At 54.8% G+C, this 17,212-nt stretch carries 17 protein-coding genes and 1 other annotated feature; of the genes, 5 read left to right on the top strand and 12 right to left on the bottom strand.

Going from position 1 to position 17,212, the window contains the following annotated elements:
* The first annotated feature begins 156 nt into the window (after positions 1 to 156).
* Entirely contained in the window at positions 157 to 717 is a 561-nt protein-coding gene (satP, locus tag NR302_RS03430) for an acetate uptake transporter (protein WP_008108667.1), read from the top strand.
* A gap of 39 nt (positions 718 to 756) precedes the next feature.
* Here satP and NR302_RS03425 read toward each other — a convergent pair whose 3' ends face one another.
* The 3 genes from NR302_RS03425 to tal all read right to left on the bottom strand — a co-directional run bounded on the left by NR302_RS03425 (position 757) and on the right by tal (position 3,838).
* Positions 757 to 2,067: an MFS transporter gene (locus NR302_RS03425; protein ID WP_258144577.1), complete on the bottom strand. Its 1,311-nt coding sequence runs from the start codon at positions 2,065 to 2,067 to the stop codon at positions 757 to 759.
* Between the two features lie 110 nt (positions 2,068 to 2,177).
* A complete protein-coding gene (gene mog / locus NR302_RS03420) occupies positions 2,178 to 2,765 on the bottom strand; it encodes a molybdopterin adenylyltransferase (RefSeq protein ID WP_154154282.1) in 588 nt (195 codons plus the stop codon).
* 119 nt (positions 2,766 to 2,884) lie between these two features.
* The gene (gene tal / locus NR302_RS03415; RefSeq protein WP_061718163.1) at positions 2,885 to 3,838 is read right to left on the bottom strand and encodes a transaldolase; all 954 of its coding nucleotides are present in this window, start codon (positions 3,836 to 3,838) and stop codon (positions 2,885 to 2,887) included.
* Positions 3,839 to 4,051: 213 nt separating this feature from the next.
* Here tal and yaaA point away from each other — a divergent pair, with 213 nt between their 5' ends.
* Complete coding sequence (yaaA, locus tag NR302_RS03410) at positions 4,052 to 4,828, top strand: peroxide stress protein YaaA (RefSeq protein WP_258144576.1); 777 nt, start codon at positions 4,052 to 4,054, stop codon at positions 4,826 to 4,828.
* A 54-nt stretch (positions 4,829 to 4,882) separates the two neighbouring features.
* Here the strand turns inward: yaaA and thrC are convergent, their stop codons facing one another.
* The 5 genes from thrC to NR302_RS03390 all read right to left on the bottom strand — a co-directional run bounded on the left by thrC (position 4,883) and on the right by NR302_RS03390 (position 10,614).
* A complete protein-coding gene (thrC, locus tag NR302_RS03405) occupies positions 4,883 to 6,166 on the bottom strand; it encodes a threonine synthase (RefSeq protein ID WP_008108676.1) in 1,284 nt (427 codons plus the stop codon).
* A gap of 3 nt (positions 6,167 to 6,169) precedes the next feature.
* Positions 6,170 to 7,099: a homoserine kinase gene (gene thrB, locus NR302_RS03400; RefSeq protein WP_008108677.1), complete on the bottom strand. Its 930-nt coding sequence runs from the start codon at positions 7,097 to 7,099 to the stop codon at positions 6,170 to 6,172.
* A gap of 2 nt (positions 7,100 to 7,101) precedes the next feature.
* Complete coding sequence (thrA, locus tag NR302_RS03395; protein ID WP_258144575.1) at positions 7,102 to 9,564, bottom strand: bifunctional aspartate kinase/homoserine dehydrogenase I; 2,463 nt, start codon at positions 9,562 to 9,564, stop codon at positions 7,102 to 7,104.
* Positions 9,565 to 9,590: 26 nt separating this feature from the next.
* Positions 9,591 to 9,713 (bottom strand) — a sequence feature (Thr leader region).
* Positions 9,649 to 9,720, bottom strand: a complete 72-nt coding sequence (gene thrL, locus NR302_RS23710) for a thr operon leader peptide (RefSeq protein WP_071531027.1) — start codon at positions 9,718 to 9,720, stop codon at positions 9,649 to 9,651. Its footprint overlaps the feature before it by 65 nt.
* A gap of 189 nt (positions 9,721 to 9,909) precedes the next feature.
* Entirely contained in the window at positions 9,910 to 10,614 is a 705-nt protein-coding gene (locus tag NR302_RS03390; RefSeq protein ID WP_008108682.1) for a tRNA/rRNA methyltransferase, read from the bottom strand.
* A 589-nt stretch (positions 10,615 to 11,203) separates the two neighbouring features.
* Between NR302_RS03390 and arcA the strand changes: the two genes are divergently transcribed.
* A complete protein-coding gene (arcA, locus tag NR302_RS03385) occupies positions 11,204 to 11,920 on the top strand; it encodes a two-component system response regulator ArcA (protein ID WP_008108686.1) in 717 nt (238 codons plus the stop codon).
* Positions 11,921 to 11,966: 46 nt separating this feature from the next.
* On the opposite strand, the gene creA is transcribed toward arcA, so the two are convergent.
* A complete protein-coding gene (gene creA / locus NR302_RS03380) occupies positions 11,967 to 12,440 on the bottom strand; it encodes a protein CreA (RefSeq protein ID WP_008108688.1) in 474 nt (157 codons plus the stop codon).
* 194 nt (positions 12,441 to 12,634) lie between these two features.
* Here creA and robA point away from each other — a divergent pair, with 194 nt between their 5' ends.
* The gene (gene robA, locus NR302_RS03375; RefSeq protein ID WP_008108690.1) at positions 12,635 to 13,513 is read left to right on the top strand and encodes an MDR efflux pump AcrAB transcriptional activator RobA; all 879 of its coding nucleotides are present in this window, start codon (positions 12,635 to 12,637) and stop codon (positions 13,511 to 13,513) included.
* Between the two features lie 96 nt (positions 13,514 to 13,609).
* On the opposite strand, the gene gpmB is transcribed toward robA, so the two are convergent.
* Positions 13,610 to 14,257, bottom strand: coding sequence for a 2,3-diphosphoglycerate-dependent phosphoglycerate mutase GpmB (gene gpmB, locus NR302_RS03370; protein ID WP_061718168.1), 648 nt, complete (start codon positions 14,255 to 14,257; stop codon positions 13,610 to 13,612).
* A 51-nt stretch (positions 14,258 to 14,308) separates the two neighbouring features.
* Between gpmB and yjjX the strand changes: the two genes are divergently transcribed.
* Positions 14,309 to 14,830: an inosine/xanthosine triphosphatase gene (gene yjjX, locus NR302_RS03365; RefSeq protein WP_258144574.1), complete on the top strand. Its 522-nt coding sequence runs from the start codon at positions 14,309 to 14,311 to the stop codon at positions 14,828 to 14,830.
* On the opposite strand, the gene trpR is transcribed toward yjjX, so the two are convergent.
* Both trpR and sltY read right to left on the bottom strand, forming a co-directional pair.
* Positions 14,827 to 15,150, bottom strand: coding sequence for a trp operon repressor (gene trpR, locus NR302_RS03360; protein ID WP_008108696.1), 324 nt, complete (start codon positions 15,148 to 15,150; stop codon positions 14,827 to 14,829). The genes yjjX and trpR overlap by 4 nt on opposite strands.
* Positions 15,151 to 15,194: 44 nt before the next feature.
* Entirely contained in the window at positions 15,195 to 17,114 is a 1,920-nt protein-coding gene (sltY, locus tag NR302_RS03355; RefSeq protein ID WP_258144573.1) for a murein transglycosylase, read from the bottom strand.
* Between the last annotated feature and the right edge of the window lie 98 nt (positions 17,115 to 17,212).

Below are 17,212 nucleotides of genomic sequence, written 5' to 3'. Positions count from 1 at the left end.
CATCAAGGGTTAAAACTAAAAAAAATTTCATTCTCTGGTCGATTCAGATCAAAGTTGGCCAAAAAGAGGCCGCTTATTATGCAGCGCCTCGCGCCACCAGCGGTTTGCGCGGGGGTAAAACACTAACAACATCTTCAACGCTGCTTCTGAGGAATTATGAGCAATACCACGCTGGCGAATCCCGCCCCGTTGGGCCTGATGGGATTCGGTATGACCACCATCCTGCTCAACTTACACAACACTGGCCTGTTTGCGATGGATGTGATCATCCTGGCGATGGGTATTTTCTACGGCGGCATCGCGCAAATTTTTGCCGGGCTGCTGGAGTATAAGAAAGGCAACACCTTCGGGCTGACCGCCTTTACCTCTTACGGCAGCTTCTGGTTAACGTTGGTGGCGATTCTGCTGCTGCCGAAACTTGGACTGGCAGAGGCAGCCGACGGCCACTTCCTTGGCGCCTATCTCGCGCTGTGGGGTGTGTTCACCGCGTTTTTGTTCTTCGGCACGCTGAAGTCGCCGAAAATGCTGCAGTTCATCTTCGCCAGTCTGACGCTGCTGTTTGCGCTGCTGGCCATCGGCCATCTGACCGATAACGCGGGGCTACTGCGCTTTGCTGGCTGGATTGGCATTATTTGCGGATCGAGCGCGTTCTATCTGGCGATGGGCGAAGTGCTGAACGAAAAATTTGGCCGCACGGTATTGCCGATTGGCGAGTAAGAAAAGAAAAAGCGGAGCTGTTTGGCTCCGCTTTTTGCCTTATGACGAGTGCAGCGACATATCCAACTGCGCATGCTGCTGACGGCTATAGCGCCACAGCCAAATGCCCACCATAAAGCCAATCACCGCCAGCGCCAGCACATACCAGGCCGGTGCCATTGGCGTCAGGCTCATCATCAGCGTCACGCTAATTGGCGTCAGGCCACCAAAAATCGCGTAAGCAACATTGTAAGAGAACGAGATGCCGGTAAAGCGCACCGCAGCTGGGAACGCGCGCACCATCACAAACGGCACCACGCCTACCACGCCAACGCTCAGGCCCGCTAAGCCATACCAGACAAACAGCATTTCCGGCGTGCTGCCCAGTTGATGGAAGAAGTTCCAGCTGCCGATCGCCAGCAATAATGAGCCGACCATCAGCGATCGCGCCGCACCAAAGCGATCCACCAACCATCCGGCGATAACGCAACCCAGCAGCAGCATAATGGTGGCGAAGCTGTTGGCTTGCAGACTGAGCGCTGCAGGAATGCCGTGCTGTTTCTGCATCAGCGTTGGCGCCATCAAAATCACCACCACGATGCAGGCTGACAGCAGCCAGGTGAGCAGCATCGAAATCACAATGCCGCGCTTATGACTGGCGAGAATGGTTTGCAGCGGCATTTTTTCTGCCAGCGCTTTGCGCTGCTGCATCTGCTGGAACACCGGCGTTTCATGCAGCCAGCGACGTAGATACATCGCCAGCAGGCCAAACACCCCGCCGAGGAAGAAAGGAATGCGCCAGCCGTGATCGCGAATCGCAGCAGGCGATAGCGTGGTGTTCAGCACCGTTGCCACCAGCGAACCGAGCAGAATGCCAGCGGTTAAGCCCGCCGTCAGCGTGCCGCAGGCAAAACCGATGCGTTTTTCGGGCACATGTTCGGCGACAAACACCCACGCGCCTGGCACTTCACCGCCAATAGCCGCGCCTTGCAGCACGCGCATCAGCAGCATCAACAACGGCGCAGCGATGCCGATGCTGGCATAAGTGGGCAATGCACCCATTGCTAACGTCGGCAGCGCCATCAGCAGAATACTGAGGCTGAACATCTTCTTACGCCCTACTTTGTCACCAAAGTGCGCCATGATGATGCCGCCCAACGGACGCGCCAGATAACCGGCAGCAAAGATGGCGAAGGTCTGCACCTGACGCAGCCATTCAGGGATGTCAGGCGGGAAGAACAGCTCTCCGATCACAGCGGCAAAGAAGACGAAGATAATGAAGTCGTAGAATTCCAGCGCCCCACCAAGGGCGGCCAGCGACAGGGTTTTGTAATCCTGTCCATTGAGTCGACGCGTTGCGTGCGTATCCATAATCCAGCGGTATCCAGAGGCAAAACAACTTATGTAAAGATTGGATTACTATACCGTCAATATTTTGCCACACCAGTGCCGCTGGATTTTATGCCTGAAAATGCCGATTTTTAGTCATTTGTCTCACGACGGGCGCTTTTCGGGCGAAAAGCTGCTACCACATCGGCATGTGTTTCCACATAGGGCCCTTCCAGCAGCTGTAAACAATAAGGTACAGCTGCAAAAATCCCTGGCACTTTTACTGTTCCATCTTCCGCTTTCAACCCTTCCAGCGTCTCTTTAATGGATTTCGGCTGGCCCGGCAGATTAAGGATCAACGACTGCTTGCGAATCACGCCAACCTGACGCGACAAAATGGCGGTCGGCACAAATTGCAGGCTGATTTGGCGCATCTGCTCGCCGAAGCCCGGCATTTCACGGTCGGCGACCGCCAGCGTGGCATCCGGCGTCACATCACGTCGCGCCGGTCCGGTACCGCCAGTGGTGAGCACCAGGTTACAGAACAGCTCATCGACCAGCTCGCAGATCGCCTGCTCAATCATGGGTTGTTCATCCGGCACTAAACGCGTTTCGATTTCAAACGGCGTAGCCAGCGCGGCGGCGAGCCAGCTCTCTAACGCCGGAATGCCCTGATCCTGATAGATGCCGTTAGCAGCACGATCGGAAACGGAAATTAATCCAATTCGTAAAGTATCCATAGAGTTATCGCTGTGGTTGGCTGCAAGGCAGCAAATGACGTGGGAAGTAAAAGGATAATACAGGAAGCGGGGGAAAAACGTAAAACCGTGGCAGCCTGTCGCCGCCACGGCCTGTCACCTTACAGCAGTTCGGCGATCATCTTCTCAAGTTTGCCCTGATCGATGGCAAAGTTGCGGATACCTTCAGCCAGTTTGGTAACCGCCATTGGATCCTGGTTGTGCTGCCAGAAGAACTCAGCTTCGGTCATCTTCGCTGGACGCGCTTTCACTTCGCCGGTGTAGCTCAGTTTACGCTCAACGGTACCTTCGCTCTCAGCCAGCTCTTTCAGCAGGCCCGGAGAGATGGTCAGACGATCGCAGCCCGCCAGCTCAATGATTTCGCCAACGTTACGGAAGCTCGCGCCCATCACCACGGTTTCATAGCCGTGTTGCTTGTAGTAGTTGTAGATTTCAGCCACAGACACCACGCCTGGATCTTCGTGTGCTGCGTACTCTTTTTTATCGGTGTTCTGCTTGTACCAGTCGAGGATACGGCCAACGAATGGAGAGATCAGGAACACGCCGGCTTCGGCACACGCACGCGCCTGCGCGAAGGAGAACAGCAGCGTCAGGTTACAGTTGATGCCTTCTTTTTCCAGCTGCTCAGCAGCACGGATACCCTGCCAGGTTGACGCCAGTTTGATCAGGATACGGTCATTGCTAATGCCAGCATCGTTGTACAATTTGATCAGGCTACGCGCTTTAGCGATGCTCGCTTCAGTGTCGTAGGAGAGACGCGCATCCACTTCAGTCGAGATGCGACCTGGGATCAGTTTGAGAATTTCCAGACCAATGTTGACGGCCAGCTTGTCAGATACCAGCGCCAGTTGTTCTTCTTTGTTGCTGCTTTGCTGACGCGCCCAGGTAATGGCTTCGTCAATCAGTTTGCGGTATTCAGGGATTTGAGCGGCGTTGAGAATCAAAGAAGGGTTGGTGGTCGCATCTTGCGGCTGGTAAAGCTTCATTGCCGCGATATCACCGGTGTCGGCGACCACAGTAGTCAGCTGACGCAAGGAAGTAAGTTTGTCCGTCATGGTTCTCTTTCTCTTAGGTTGACTGTCAGGGTGTAAAAGGCTGTTGCGATAATATCACGCACAAGTGACGGCGCAACACCACGAAGTGCCCTTTACGATAGCGCTAACAAATGGGAGCGATTTGCCGATCCATGCCGCTTTTTTGCTACACTCCTTGCGACATTTTTCCCTTCAATTCCCTGATAAACCTGCGGGTCAAAGAGGACGTACACGATGCTGATGGTTATCTCGCCAGCGAAGACACTGGACTATGAAAGCCCGCTGGCGACACAACGTTTTACCCAACCGGCGCTGTTAGAAAAATCACACCAATTAATTGACGTTGCGCGCGATCTTTCACCGTCACAGATCAGCTCACTGATGGGCATCAGCGACAAGCTGGCGCACCTGAATGCCGATCGTTTTAACCAATGGCAGCCGCCCTTCTCGCTGGAGAACGCGCGTCAGGCAATTCTGGCGTTCAAAGGCGATGTGTATACCGGTTTGCAGGCCGAAACCTTTAGCGACGGCGATTTCGACTTTGCCCAGCAGCATCTGCGCATGTTATCCGGATTATATGGTCTGCTGCGTCCGCTCGATTTGATGCAGCCTTATCGCCTGGAGATGGGCATTAAGCTGGCGAATCCAGCCGCTAAAGATCTCTACGGCTTCTGGGGCGATTTACTGACCGAGAAGTTAAACGAAGCGATTGCTGAGCAAGGTGACGATGTGCTGATCAATCTGGCATCCGATGAGTATTTCAAAGCCATCAAACCGAAGAAGCTCAACGCCGAGTTGATCAAGCCAGTGTTCCTCGATGAGAAGAATGGCAAGTTTAAAGTCATCAGCTTCTACGCCAAGAAAGCGCGCGGTTTGATGAGCCGCTATGTGATTCAGAACCGCCTGACCAAGTCAGCGCAGCTGAAGAAGTTCGATGTGGATGGGTATTTCTTTGACTCAGCAGAAAGCAAAGATAATGAGCTGGTGTTTAAGCGCCACGAACAGAAATAAGCAAGCCGCCATGATGGCGGCTTGATCGAGGTCGCCATGAATGGCGACCCTACATTACTTCAACAAAAACGCGCGCAGTTCAGCGAAATCGCCTTTCAGATTGTGCGACAGCAGCGGCAAATCGGCGCGCTCGGCCAGCTCTTTCGGCAGCGGCAGATCCTGACCTAAAATCTCGTCCACGCTCTCTTTGAACTTCGCCGGATGCGCAGTCCCGAGGAACAGGCCGTATTCGCCCTCCTGCAGATTGTCGCGCAGCAGACGATAAGCAATCGCCGCATGCGGTTCAGAGATGTAGCCAATCTCAGCCAGCTCGCGCATGGTGGATTTGGTGGTTTCATCCGTTACAGCGCCGTACGCCAGATCGGTCAAGCGCCAGGTTTTACGGCGGAACAGCTCTTCCACGCGCGGCCAGTTGTTTGGCTGGCTGACATCCATGGCGTTCGACAGCGTTGCAACCGTGGCGTTTGGCTGCCATGCGCCGTTGCCCAGGAAACGTGGCACAGTATCATTCGCGTTGGTCGCCGCGATAAAGCGCTTGATCGGCAGACCCAATGATTTCGCCAGCAGGCCAGCCGTTAAGTCACCGAAGTTTCCGCTCGGCACCGACACCACCAGCTGATTGCGCTTCTCTTGTGGCAGCTGCGCTACCGCTTCGAAGTAGTAGCAAATCTGCGCCAGCAGACGGCTGATGTTGATCGAGTTCGCCGAGTTCAGGCCAATCGCTTTCTTCAGTTCTTCATCATCAAACGCCTGTTTCACCAGTGCCTGACACGCATCGAAATCGCCTTCAACCGCGATGGTTTCGATGTTGCCGCCCAGCGTACAGAACAGTTTCTCCTGCAGCGGGCTGATTTTGCCCTGCGGATAGAGAATCACCACGCGCACGTTTTCCATGCCGTAGAAGGCATGCGCCACCGCTGCGCCGGTATCGCCGGACGTGGCGGTCAGAATGGTGATCTGCTCATCCGCACCACTTACATAGGAGAGCATCTGCGCCATAAAGCGGCCGCCGAAATCTTTGAACGCCAGCGTTGGGCCGTGGAACAGCTCGAGGCAAGCCACATCATCGCTGACCTTCGCCACTGGCGCCGGGAAAGCAAAGGCGTTTTTCACGCGCTCGGCCAACTGATGCGCCGCAATTTCATCGCCAATATAGGCAGAGAGAATTTTGCTGCTGCGGCTGACGAAATCCATCTCCAGCATGGCATCGATATCGGTTAGTTCGAATTCCGGCAGTTCGAGCGGGAAAAACAGCCCTTGCTGCGAGCCGAGGCCCTGTTTAACGGCCTGAGCAAAACTAACCTGCTCGTTGTGATCCTTAAGGTTGTAGAGTTTCATGCGTTATCCCAATTTACGTGCGCCAGCCGTATCAAGACGGCAGATGTGGACGAAACCTTCTTCATTCTGCAGATAGTGCTGGCTCAGCCAGTCCGCCATCCGCTGTGCCGTTGCCATCTCGTTGCAAACAGCGAAAAGTGTCGGGCCGGAACCCGAAATGCCGCAGGCCAGCGCGCCAATATCCTGCGCCGCTTTACGCGCATCGGCGAAGCCTGGCAGCAGTTTGGTGCGATACGGCTCAGCGATAACATCCTGCATAAGTTTAGCCGCAAGCCCAGGCTGACGCGTATGACAGGCGTGAATAAAGCCCGCCAGCAGGCGACCGTGCTTAATGGCATCCTCTTTACGGTACTGTGCCGGCAGAATGGCGCGCGCTTCGGCGGTGGAGACTTTAATCCCCGGGTACGCCATCACCCACAGCCATTCATCAAAGCACGGCACGTCCTGACTGATGATGCCGTTCTCTTCAATCATCAGCTGCACGCCGCCAAGGAAGCACGGTGCAACGTTATCAAAGTGTACGCTGCCGGAAATACGCCCTTCCAGCTCGCCCATCAGCGCCAGCAGTTCGGTATCGTTGAGCGGTTTACCGCAAAATTCGTTCATCGCCATCAAACCGGCAACCACCGAACAGGCGCTTGAACCGAGTCCGGAACCGATCGGCATATTCTTTTCCAGCGTCATCGCCACCGGAACTTGCTTACCAATCGCCTGGCAAAAACGCTCCCAGCACTGATAAACGATGTTCTCCTGCGGATTGGTTGGCAATTTGCTGACAAAGCGCCCGGAGTTCACCAGACTAAAGCTGTCGGCGGCTTCGACGGAAACGCAGTCACCCAACAAGGTACCATCCACCGGCGAAACCGCCGCGCCCAGCACATCAAAGCCGACGCTGACGTTACCTATCGAGGCCGGTGCATAAATTTTTACCATCATCAAACTCCCAACTTCCACGACAGCGTACGCAGCAGGTCAGCAAACACGCCTGCTGCTGTGACATCATTCCCTGCACCATATCCACGCAGAACCAGCGGGATTGGCTGATAGTAGCGGCTGTAGAATGCCAGCGCATTCTCACCGTTTTTCACTTTGTACAGCGGATCGTTGCCGTCCACCGCATCAATTTTCACTTTGCAAACGCCGCCCTCTTCAATCGCGCCGACGAAGCGTAATACTTTACCTTCGTCACGCGCTTTGGCAACGCGCGCGGCAAAGGCGTTATCCAGTTCCGGCAGACGTTCCATAAACTGCTCAACGTCGGCGATCTCGGTCAGGCTGGCAGGCAGAAGCGGTTCGATTTCGATATCGCTGAGTTCCAGCTGATGTCCCGCTTCACGTGCCAGAATCAGCAGCTTACGCGCCACATCGGTACCAGAAAGATCGTCACGCGGATCCGGCTCGGTAAAGCCCATTTCACGCGCCATTTTGGTCGCTTCCGACAGCGAAACGCCTTCATCAAGCTTGCCGAAGATAAAGGAGAGCGAGCCTGACAGAATACCGGAGAACTTGATCAGTTCATCACCGGCATTCATCAGGTTTTGCAGGTTTTCAATCACCGGCAAACCGGCACCGACGTTGGTGTCGTACAGGAACTTACGGCGCGATTTCGCTGCCGCTGCACGCATCTGCTGGTAGTAGTTCCACGATGAGGTGTTGGCCTTTTTGTTCGGCGTGACCACGTGGAAACCTTCAGCGAGGAAATCGGCATACTGATCGGCGACCGCCTGGCTGGAAGTACAATCGACGATCACCGGGTTCAGCAGATGATACTCCTTCACCAAACGCATCAGGCGACCGAGATTGAACGGCTCTTTGGCTTCGTTCAGTTCTGCCTTCCAGTTGCTAAGATCGATACCGTGCACGTTGGTTAACAGCGCACGCGAGTTAGCGATACCGCACACACGCAGATCGATATGCTTCTGTTTCAGCCATGTCTGCTGGCGATGCAGCTGATCCAGCAGCGCCGCGCCGACACCTCCAACGCCGACCACGAACACTTCAATCACCTGATCGGTGGCGAACAGCATCTGATGCACCACCCGCACGCCGGTGGTGACTTCATCGTTGCTCACCACCACCGAGATGGAACGCTCAGAAGAACCCTGCGCAATCGCCACGATGTTGATATTGGCACGCGCCAGCGCCGAGAAGAATTTGGCCGAGATGCCGCGCAACGTGCGCATGCCATCGCCGACCACCGAGATCACCGCCAGCTGTTCCAGCACGTCCAGCGGATCGAGTAAGCCATCTTTCAACTCCAGATAGAACTCCTCTTCCAGCACGCGACGCGCACGCGCCTGCTCGCTTTGCGGTACGCAGAAGCTGATGCTGTATTCTGAAGAGGATTGGGTAATCAGCACCACTGAAATACCGGTGCGTGACATCGCCGCGAAAACGCGCGCCGCCATGCCAACCATACCTTTCATGCCCGGACCTGACACGTTGAACATCGCCATGTTATTCAGGTTGGTGATGCCTTTAACCGGATTTTCATCCAGCTCGCCTTCGCCACCGATTAAGGTGCCCGGCGCTTGTGGGTTAGCAGTGTTTTTGATCAGGCAAGGAATCTGGAACTGGGCGATGGGTGCGATGGTACGCGGATGCAGCACTTTGGCGCCAAAGTAAGAGAGCTCCATCGCTTCCTGATAGGACATCGATTTCAGTAAGCGCGCATCGGGTACCTGACGCGGGTCGCAGGTGTAAACGCCGTCGACGTCAGTCCAGATTTCACAACAGTCAGCGCGCAAACACGCAGCCAACACCGCAGCGGAATAGTCAGAGCCGTTACGGCCCAGCACCACCAGTTCGCCTTTCTCGTTCCCGGCGGTGAAACCGGCCATCAGGATAAAGTGATCGGCTGGGATCTGGCTGGCGGCGATGCGGCGCGTGGATTCGGCGATATCAACGGTGGATTCGAGGTAATGACCAATCGCCAGCAGCTTCTCCACCGGATCGATCACGGTGACTTTGTGGCCGCGCACCTGCAGCAGCGCTTCCATAATCGCAATCGACAGCTTCTCGCCACGGCAGATGATGGCAGCATTAACGGCGTCCGGGCATTGGCCCAGCAGGCTGATGCCATGCAGCACCTGTTTCAGCTGCGCAAACTCCAGCTCAACGCGGGTTTTCAGTCCGTCGTAATCAAAGCCCGGCTGCGCGTCACGCAAGCCTTGCAGCAGGTCGGCAAAAATACGTTCGGCATCACTGATATTCGGCAAGGTGTCGAGGCCGCTGATGGTTTTCTCAATCATCGCCACCAGATGATTGGTAATTTTTGCTGGTGCAGAGAGTACGGTCGCAACCTGTCCCTGTTGTGCATTGCTTTCCAGAATGTCCGCCACACGGAGAAAACGTTCCGCATTGGCTACTGAGGTTCCGCCGAATTTCAGCACTCGCATAGTTAAAGCTCTCCTGAATTTTTGCCGAAAAAAAAGCCCGCACTGTTTAGGTGCGGGCTTTTTTCTTTGTTTTTCCTGTATGCGTCAGCCCGCACCGTTACCTGTGGTAATGGTGGTGGTAATAATAATTGTGGTGTTCAGGCTGAGTTTACGCATTTAGATTTTTTTCTGTCTGTCTTTGTCTTGTCCGTCTGCCTTCCAGAAGTAAAGCAAAGCGCACGTTAAGTCAACGAATTTGTCTTAGCCGTGCCATCCCTGCCGCTGCGCAGTGCTGCGCTTGCTGAAGCAAAAATTATTGCGATCGTTCAGGAGATGCGGCGGATTCCCGCATCAGTCACTAGCAACTCAGGATTTATCCGAGCAATTATCTATAAGTTTTTTTTCTACGTCATGTAACAAGCGATGCAGCATGGCGCTGTCACGCTGTTCCAGCAGGCCAATACGCTGATCGATCCAGTCGGCCATTTTGACGTCATCACTGACATCCAGCTTAACCAGCAACTGGTGGAAGCGCTGGCGCAATGCCTGCAACTGCAGCTCATTCGCCACTTCTGCGGTCTCAGCCGCTATCTGATTAAGCGCTGACAGTTGATAGCAATACACCATCACCGCCTGACCGAGATTCAGCGACGGATAATCATTGGCCATCGGGATGCCGGTCAACAGATCAACCTGCTCCAGCTCCTCATTGGTTAAACCGCTGTCTTCACGGCCAAACACCAGCGCGATGCGGCTCAGCCATTGGCGCTTCTCCTGCAGGATGTTTTCAACCTGCGCAGGCGTGGCGTAATAGCGGAACTTCGCACGGCTGCGCGCGGTGGTCGCCACGGAAAAATCGACATCCTTTAGCGCCTCGCTGAGCGTGGCGTAGGTTTTGACGTTATCGAGGATCTCACCGGCGCCGTGCGCCACGCGGCGTGCTGCCGGATCTTGCCAGGCATCGCTGGCGACAATGCGCAGTTCGCTAAAACCCATGGTTTTCATAGCGCGGGCAGCCGCACCGATATTTTCCGGACGGGCGGGAGAGACAAGGATTAAGGGGAAATGCATGATTTTTCCATCGAACTGTTAACAACTCGCATTATGTTGGCATGCAGCAGAGAAAATACCAACTGCGGCTAGCGGAGAAAATAAGATGTTAATGATGTTAAAAGAGGGATAAATCCAGCTGAAGTGGAAATTAGCAGGCATAAGCAAAATTATATGATCTATTTAATATAAAACCCTTTTCTTTCATATCATTGAAATATAATTTCCTGCGTGTTTTAGTTTTGGTTGTATAAGGGATAAATGTAGCAAAAATGCTGCATTTTGTGAGCTAAACTAGCAATCCTGGAGAAGTTTTTCATAAAAGTGTTAACGTGCTACACTTGCATTTGATATAAGTCAACGAAGCGTTGTTTTTATGCTTATCGGTTGTTGTTGGTGCTGTTAGGTTGCTGTTAATACGGTTAGGATGAGCGCCTGTCCGATATCCTCGGGGCGTGCAAATATCCATCCTGACTGGCTGAGCTAACACTGAAGTTGACGTAGATGGATGGTGTATTCCGAAGATTATTTCGTATACCGGTTGCAGCAAAATAGCGTAACCGACGTACGCCCTGTTTTCGATTTGTTGGCAAATTTTAGGTAGCGAAACATGCAGACCCCGCACATTCTTATCGTTGAAGACGAACTGGTCACGCGTAACACCCTCAAAAGTATCTTTGAGGCAGAAGGTTACGTGGTCTATGAAGCCACCGACGGCGCCGAGATGCATCAGGTTTTGACGGAAAATGACGTCAACCTGGTGATTATGGATATCAACCTGCCAGGTAAAAACGGTTTGCTGCTGGCACGCGAACTGCGTGAGCAAGCAAACGTCGCGCTGATGTTCCTGACCGGCCGTGATAATGAAGTGGATAAAATCCTCGGTCTGGAAATCGGTGCCGATGATTACATCACCAAACCGTTTAACCCGCGTGAGTTGACGATTCGTGCACGCAACTTGCTGTCGCGTACCATGAATCTGGCGATGCCAAGCGAAGAGCGCCGTACCGTTGAAAGCTATCGCTTTAATGGCTGGGAGCTGGATATCAACAGCCGCTCACTGATCAGCCCGAACGGCGACCAGTACAAGCTGCCGCGCAGTGAATTCCGCGCTATGCTGCACTTCTGTGAGAACCCAGGCAAAATCCAGACGCGTGGTGACTTGCTGAAGAAGATGACCGGCCGCGAGCTGAAGCCGCATGACCGTACCGTGGATGTCACCATCCGCCGCATCCGTAAGCATTTCGAATCCACGCCAGACACGCCTGAAATCATCGCCACTATTCACGGCGAAGGTTACCGCTTCTGCGGCGAACTGCAGGATTAAGAGTTGAAAGAAAAAACGCCCGTCAGGGCGTTTTTTTATGTCTGCATTAATGCCACGGCATAATCGGCACGGCGCTCAGCGCATTCTTCGGCGATCCATCCACTACTTTGTCGGAATAGCTTAGGTACACCAGCGCATGGCGTTTCTGGTCAAAGAAGCGCACCACCTGCAGCTTCTTGAACACCAGCGATGTGCGTTTCCTGAACACCACTTCACCTTGCGCCTTGCCTTGTGCGATTTTATCGCTAAGCTCTACCGGCCCAACCTGTTGGCAGGAAATGGCCGAGTCGGACGTATCTTCCGCCAAACCCAATCCGCCTTTGATACCGCCGGTTTTTGCCCGGCTGATATAACAGGTTACATTTTTTACGTCCGGGTCATCGAAGGCTTCCACCACGATCTTATGATCGGGGCCAAACATCTTGAATACCGTGTCTACCGAGCCGATCTCTTCGGCCTGAACGCCAGCACTGAATACATATGTTGCCAACGTGATTATAAGAATACGAGCTATTGTCATTGAGTTACCATTGCCAATCGAATAGATGAGAATGTAATGTACTGTCAATCGAACACAGAACCAAACCTAAACGGGTTTTAACCCGCATTGACTTAGCACACTCGATTAGCAAACCGCCCCCACGCTTTTGTGCATTTCGTGCTATTATTCGACGACTTCATAGTTGCGCCACCAGAGAGTTATGAGGATGTTTTATGGACCAAGCCGGTATCATTCGCGATTTGCTTGTCTGGCTGGAGAGCCATCTGGACCAACCGCTTTCATTAGATAACGTTGCGCAGAAAGCAGGCTATTCCAAGTGGCATCTGCAGCGGATGTTCAAGGAAGTAACCAGCCACGCGATTGGTGCGTATATTCGCGCGCGTCGGCTGTCGAAAGCCGCGGTGGCGCTACGCCTGACCAGCCGCCCCATCCTCGACATCGCACTACAATATCGCTTCGATTCGCAGCAGACATTTACCCGTGCGTTTAAAAAGCAGTTCAACCAAACGCCCGCCTGGTATCGTCGCTCGTCTGAGTGGAACTCGTTTGGCATTCGCCCACCGATTCGTCTCGACGATAACAGCATCCCGGAAGCGCAGTTTGTTACGCTGCCTGAAACGGTGCTGGTCGGCCAAACGCAGAGTTACTCCTGCACGCTGGAGCAGATTTCCAGCTACCGTGATGAGATGCGCATGCATTTCTGGAAGCAGTTCCTGCTGGAAACCGACACGGTGCCGCCGGTGCTGTATGGTCTGCATCAGGTGCGTGCCAGCCATGAAAAGGATGATGAGCAGGAGATTCTCTACACCACTGCGGTGCCCGCCGATCAGCTGGCAAAAAGCATGCAGTCGAATCAGAGCGTAGTGCTGGAGGCAGGAGATTACGTGCAGTTCACCTACAACGGTGCGCGCAGCGCGCTGGGTGAATTCATCCTGCTGCTGTACGGCACCTGCATGCCGACGCTGGGATTAGTGCGTCGTCAGGGACAGGATATCGAGCGTTTCTTCACGCACGGTGGTAAGAAGCGTAGCGAGCCGCCAACGGAAATCCGCTGCGAATACCTGATTCCGATTCGCCCACAAAACCATTAATCGTCGTAAGGTCGCCATTCATGGCGACCTTAGCGCAGAACTGCACGATTTCGTAGGGTCGCCATTCATGGCGACCTCTTTATTTACAACGTCGGATCAACGCTGCAACTCATCCAGCGCAGGCGCATCCAGATGCGACACATCGCCCGCCGTCTCAACCACCCAACCAGCCGCCAGCCACGCGCTCTGCTGATGATCCACACGTGAAATCGAGCAGTTACGCAGACGCAAACGACGTTCCGCATGCGCAGGCAAACCGAGAATAGTGCTGACCAGCACGCCCAGCGCCATACCGTGGCTGACAATCAGCGGACGACTGCCTGCAGGCAGCTCGAGCAGCGCATTCAGCGCTTCGTGCATACGCGCCGCCATTTCCGCCATCGATTCACCACCTGGAATACGCCCCGCCGTGGTGCCATCCACCAGCGTTTTGCGCCAGTTTTCCTCTTCTTCGGTCAAGCCGTCGAGTGGACGTTGTTCCAGGCAGCCCATATTCAACTCGCGCAGCCGCGCATCGAGCGTAACGGTGCAGCCACACGCGTCGGCGATAATCTCTGCCGTACGACGCGTACGTCCCAAATCACTGGCAATCACGTGAGTAATGCCCAGCGATTTCACCCGCTCGCCCACCTGATGTGCCTGCTGCTCACCTTTTTCCGTTAACGGGCTGTCAGACTGCCCCTGAATGCGTCGGGCCGCATTCCATACCGTTTCACCGTGACGAACAAGATAGACCTGTAGCATGCTTAATTTCCGTTATACTGCGACAAATTTGCCTCGAGGGTTCAAACAATTATGTACCATGTTGTCGCAGCCACCATCAACCCGGCAAAAATTCGCGCGATTGCTCAGGCGTTCAACGACGTTTTCGGCGAAGGATCCTGCCACATCGAAGGGGTTGAGGTCGAGAGCGGCGTCGCAGCCCAGCCACTTAGTGATGTTGAAACGCGAACTGGCGCACGCCAGCGCGTAGAGAACGCGCGTCAGGCGCGTCCACAGGCCGATTACTGGGTGGCGATTGAAGCGGGTATTGAAGGCGATTGCGCCTTTGCGTGGATGGTGATTGAAAACGCGCAGCAGCGCGGTGAATCACGTTCAGCTAGCTTTACGCTGCCGCCGATCATCGTGGCAGGCTTAGCTGCCGGGCATGAATTGGGTGATGAGATGGCACGCTTAACCGGCGTGGAAAATATCAAACACAAAGGCGGCGCGATTGGAGCCTTAACCCACGGCCTGCTGAGCCGCTCCAGCGTCTACCATCAGGCGTTGATTCTGGCGCTGTGTCCGTTCACGCATCCGCTGTACAGCCAGCGTTAATCGCGGCCGAGACGCGCTTCCAGCCAGCGTTTTAGCTCTGGCGGCGCCTCTTTCAGGCTGTTGGAGCCACGCGTAATGGTGGCGATGCCCACGCCCAACTCATTCTTCAGTTCACGCTGGCTCATCTCGCCACTCATCAACTCTTCAATAATGCGCAAACGCGTTCCGTAGGATTCACGTTCATCCGGCGTCATCATCAGTTGTAATAACGGCAGCGCCACGCCATCGGCAAAAGCGTTTTGCATCAGTTCGATAAAACGCAGCCAGTTATCTTCAACAGGCTGAGCCGATTCCGGCTGGGAAGAAAGGGGTTGGCTCATGAAGGGCTTCCGTACTCATTAACGAGTACGGAAGCATAGCACAGTCAATACTGGCGATTCCACTCACTGTCGGCGAGAATCTTGTCCGGCTTGCCCATGAAGTAGCGGTAATAGGCATCGTAGGCCAGCACGTTTTTCACGTAGCCACGCGTTTCTGAGAACGGAATGGTTTCGATAAACGCCACCGCATCCAGATTACCGCCGCTGGTTTTCTGCCAGCTGCGCACGCGTCCCGGACCAGCGTTATAGGCGGCCGAAGAGAAGATGCGGTTCTGACCAAACTGCTGATAGACGTACTCCAGATACTGTGTCCCGATCTGAATATTGGTCTGCGGATCCAGCAGCTGGCTGCTGTTCACATAGCCGGGAATGTTATACATTTTCACGGTATGCGTCGCCGTGCCAGGCATCACCTGCATTAATCCGCTGGCGCCCACCGGTGAACGCGCTTTCGGGTTCCACGCGCTCTCCTGACGCGAAATCGCCATCGCATAACTCTGCGGAATACCTTTGTCGCTGGTGTATTGCTGATAAAGGTTTTGCCACGCCAGTGGGAAGCGCTCTTTCAGGCTATCCCACATTTTCGCGGTGATGGTGGCCTGCACGCTGAGATCCCACCAATCCTGCTCGTTGGCGTAACGCGCCAGCATCTGCTGCTGCGAACGGGTTTTGCTGGAGATCAGATTGGCCCATTCGCTGCGCGCCAGGTTATCCAATCCCCAATACATCAGCTCGCGCACGCGCGCCATCTCGGCACCTTGCGTCACGCTGCTGTCGGCTGCCGGTGCCTTATCGACCTGCAACGGATACTCCACGCCCAAGCGCTGCGCCGCGACCATCGGATAGAAGCCGCGTGCCTGCATCAGCTTACGCAGAATATCGTTGGCTTCCTCTTTGCGGCCCTGCGAAATCAGCAAATCCGCCTGCCAGTATTGCCACTCATCTTTCTCTTTGGCCTCCACCGGCAAACGCGCGATCCAGGTATTGAGACCACGACGATCGTTCTGGCTCAGCGCCAGGCGTACGCGGCGCTCCACCAGCGCGGTGGATTCGCTGTTCATCACCACCGCATCACGCCAGCGCGCCTGCTCGCTGGTGAGATCCGCGCCCATCATGCGCCACACCACGGTCTCTTTCAGATCCTGCTCATCGGCCTGGCGCATCTTCTGCGCCTGCACCAGTTGCGGGATCATCATGCGCGCGTTGTCCATATCCTCACGCGCCACGCGGGCGAAGGCGTAGCTGGTCGCCATGCGGGTGAAATCGGTAGGCCCCATGGTGCTGGCAAAGGTGGTAACGGTTTGCGGATTCTGCTGCAGCGCAATCAGCGCGCTGGCGGTGGTTTGATAATCCGCCGGCAGCATTTTCGCCAGGTAATTCACCAGGCTGTCGTTACCGGCTTTCATCGCCAGACGGATGCGTTCGAGGATGGTAATCGGCGAGAGTTGCCCGCTGGCCTGCCATACCGAGAACAGTTTGTCGCAGTCGTTCGGCAACGCGGTGCCGCGCAGCCAAATCTCTTTCGCACCGGCAAATGCCGCCTGCTGCTGGCCGGTGGCCCACTTGGCGTAATACCAGTTACAGCGCGCCTGCACCGGCTTGGGTTCATCCGGGCTGAAGCTGAGCACACCCTGCCAATCCTGGCGGTTCGCCAGCACATTCACAAAGCGCGTTGAGAGCGAGCGCGCCGGTGGCAGCGTGGGATATTGTTGAATAAAGTTCTTCACCGCCAGCGGCGTCTCTTGATCGAGATCCTGCGCCAGCAGGCGATATTGCAGATACGGGTAGAGCGGATAATCCTGCAGCGTCGGCATCAGCTGCGTCACCTGGTCCATCTGTTTGTTATCCCAGGCTTGCTTGATTTGCGCATAGCGCTGTCGCTGCTGATCCAGCGAATCGGCCCATACGCTGCTGGCCGTGCTGACCAGACAGATCCCTAGCATCCAGTAACGCCACTTCTCCATTACGCTCTCCTCTCAGTGCTGCGATCCAGCTCATGCCAGACATCCTTCATGCTAACCAGGCCAACCGTCTCTTGCCATGTTCTTCACAAAATTTACGC

The sequence above is a fragment of the Pantoea sp. SOD02 genome (genome assembly GCF_024707505.1).
Lineage (GTDB): Bacteria > Pseudomonadota > Gammaproteobacteria > Enterobacterales > Enterobacteriaceae > Pantoea > Pantoea symbiotica.
Note: the sequence above shows the minus strand (reverse complement) of the source record. Positions and strands in the feature narration are given on the sequence as shown.

What these genes read in the sequence shown, in the direction of transcription:
- satP (WP_008108667.1), top strand. Translation starts at nt 157, where the DNA reads ATGAGCAATACCACGCTGGCGAATCCCGCCCCGTTGGGCCTGATGGGA.
- NR302_RS03425 (WP_258144577.1), bottom strand. Translation starts at nt 2,067, where the DNA reads ATGGATACGCACGCAACGCGTCGACTCAATGGACAGGATTACAAAACC.
- mog (WP_154154282.1), bottom strand. Translation starts at nt 2,765, where the DNA reads ATGGATACTTTACGAATTGGATTAATTTCCGTTTCCGATCGTGCTGCT.
- tal (WP_061718163.1), bottom strand. Translation starts at nt 3,838, where the DNA reads ATGACGGACAAACTTACTTCCTTGCGTCAGCTGACTACTGTGGTCGCC.
- yaaA (WP_258144576.1), top strand. Translation starts at nt 4,052, where the DNA reads ATGCTGATGGTTATCTCGCCAGCGAAGACACTGGACTATGAAAGCCCG.
- thrC (WP_008108676.1), bottom strand. Translation starts at nt 6,166, where the DNA reads ATGAAACTCTACAACCTTAAGGATCACAACGAGCAGGTTAGTTTTGCT.
- thrB (WP_008108677.1), bottom strand. Translation starts at nt 7,099, where the DNA reads ATGGTAAAAATTTATGCACCGGCCTCGATAGGTAACGTCAGCGTCGGC.
- thrA (WP_258144575.1), bottom strand. Translation starts at nt 9,564, where the DNA reads ATGCGAGTGCTGAAATTCGGCGGAACCTCAGTAGCCAATGCGGAACGT.
- NR302_RS03390 (WP_008108682.1), bottom strand. Translation starts at nt 10,614, where the DNA reads ATGCATTTCCCCTTAATCCTTGTCTCTCCCGCCCGTCCGGAAAATATC.
- arcA (WP_008108686.1), top strand. Translation starts at nt 11,204, where the DNA reads ATGCAGACCCCGCACATTCTTATCGTTGAAGACGAACTGGTCACGCGT.
- creA (WP_008108688.1), bottom strand. Translation starts at nt 12,440, where the DNA reads ATGACAATAGCTCGTATTCTTATAATCACGTTGGCAACATATGTATTC.
- robA (WP_008108690.1), top strand. Translation starts at nt 12,635, where the DNA reads ATGGACCAAGCCGGTATCATTCGCGATTTGCTTGTCTGGCTGGAGAGC.
- gpmB (WP_061718168.1), bottom strand. Translation starts at nt 14,257, where the DNA reads ATGCTACAGGTCTATCTTGTTCGTCACGGTGAAACGGTATGGAATGCG.
- yjjX (WP_258144574.1), top strand. Translation starts at nt 14,309, where the DNA reads ATGTACCATGTTGTCGCAGCCACCATCAACCCGGCAAAAATTCGCGCG.
- trpR (WP_008108696.1), bottom strand. Translation starts at nt 15,150, where the DNA reads ATGAGCCAACCCCTTTCTTCCCAGCCGGAATCGGCTCAGCCTGTTGAA.
- sltY (WP_258144573.1), bottom strand. Translation starts at nt 17,114, where the DNA reads ATGGAGAAGTGGCGTTACTGGATGCTAGGGATCTGTCTGGTCAGCACG.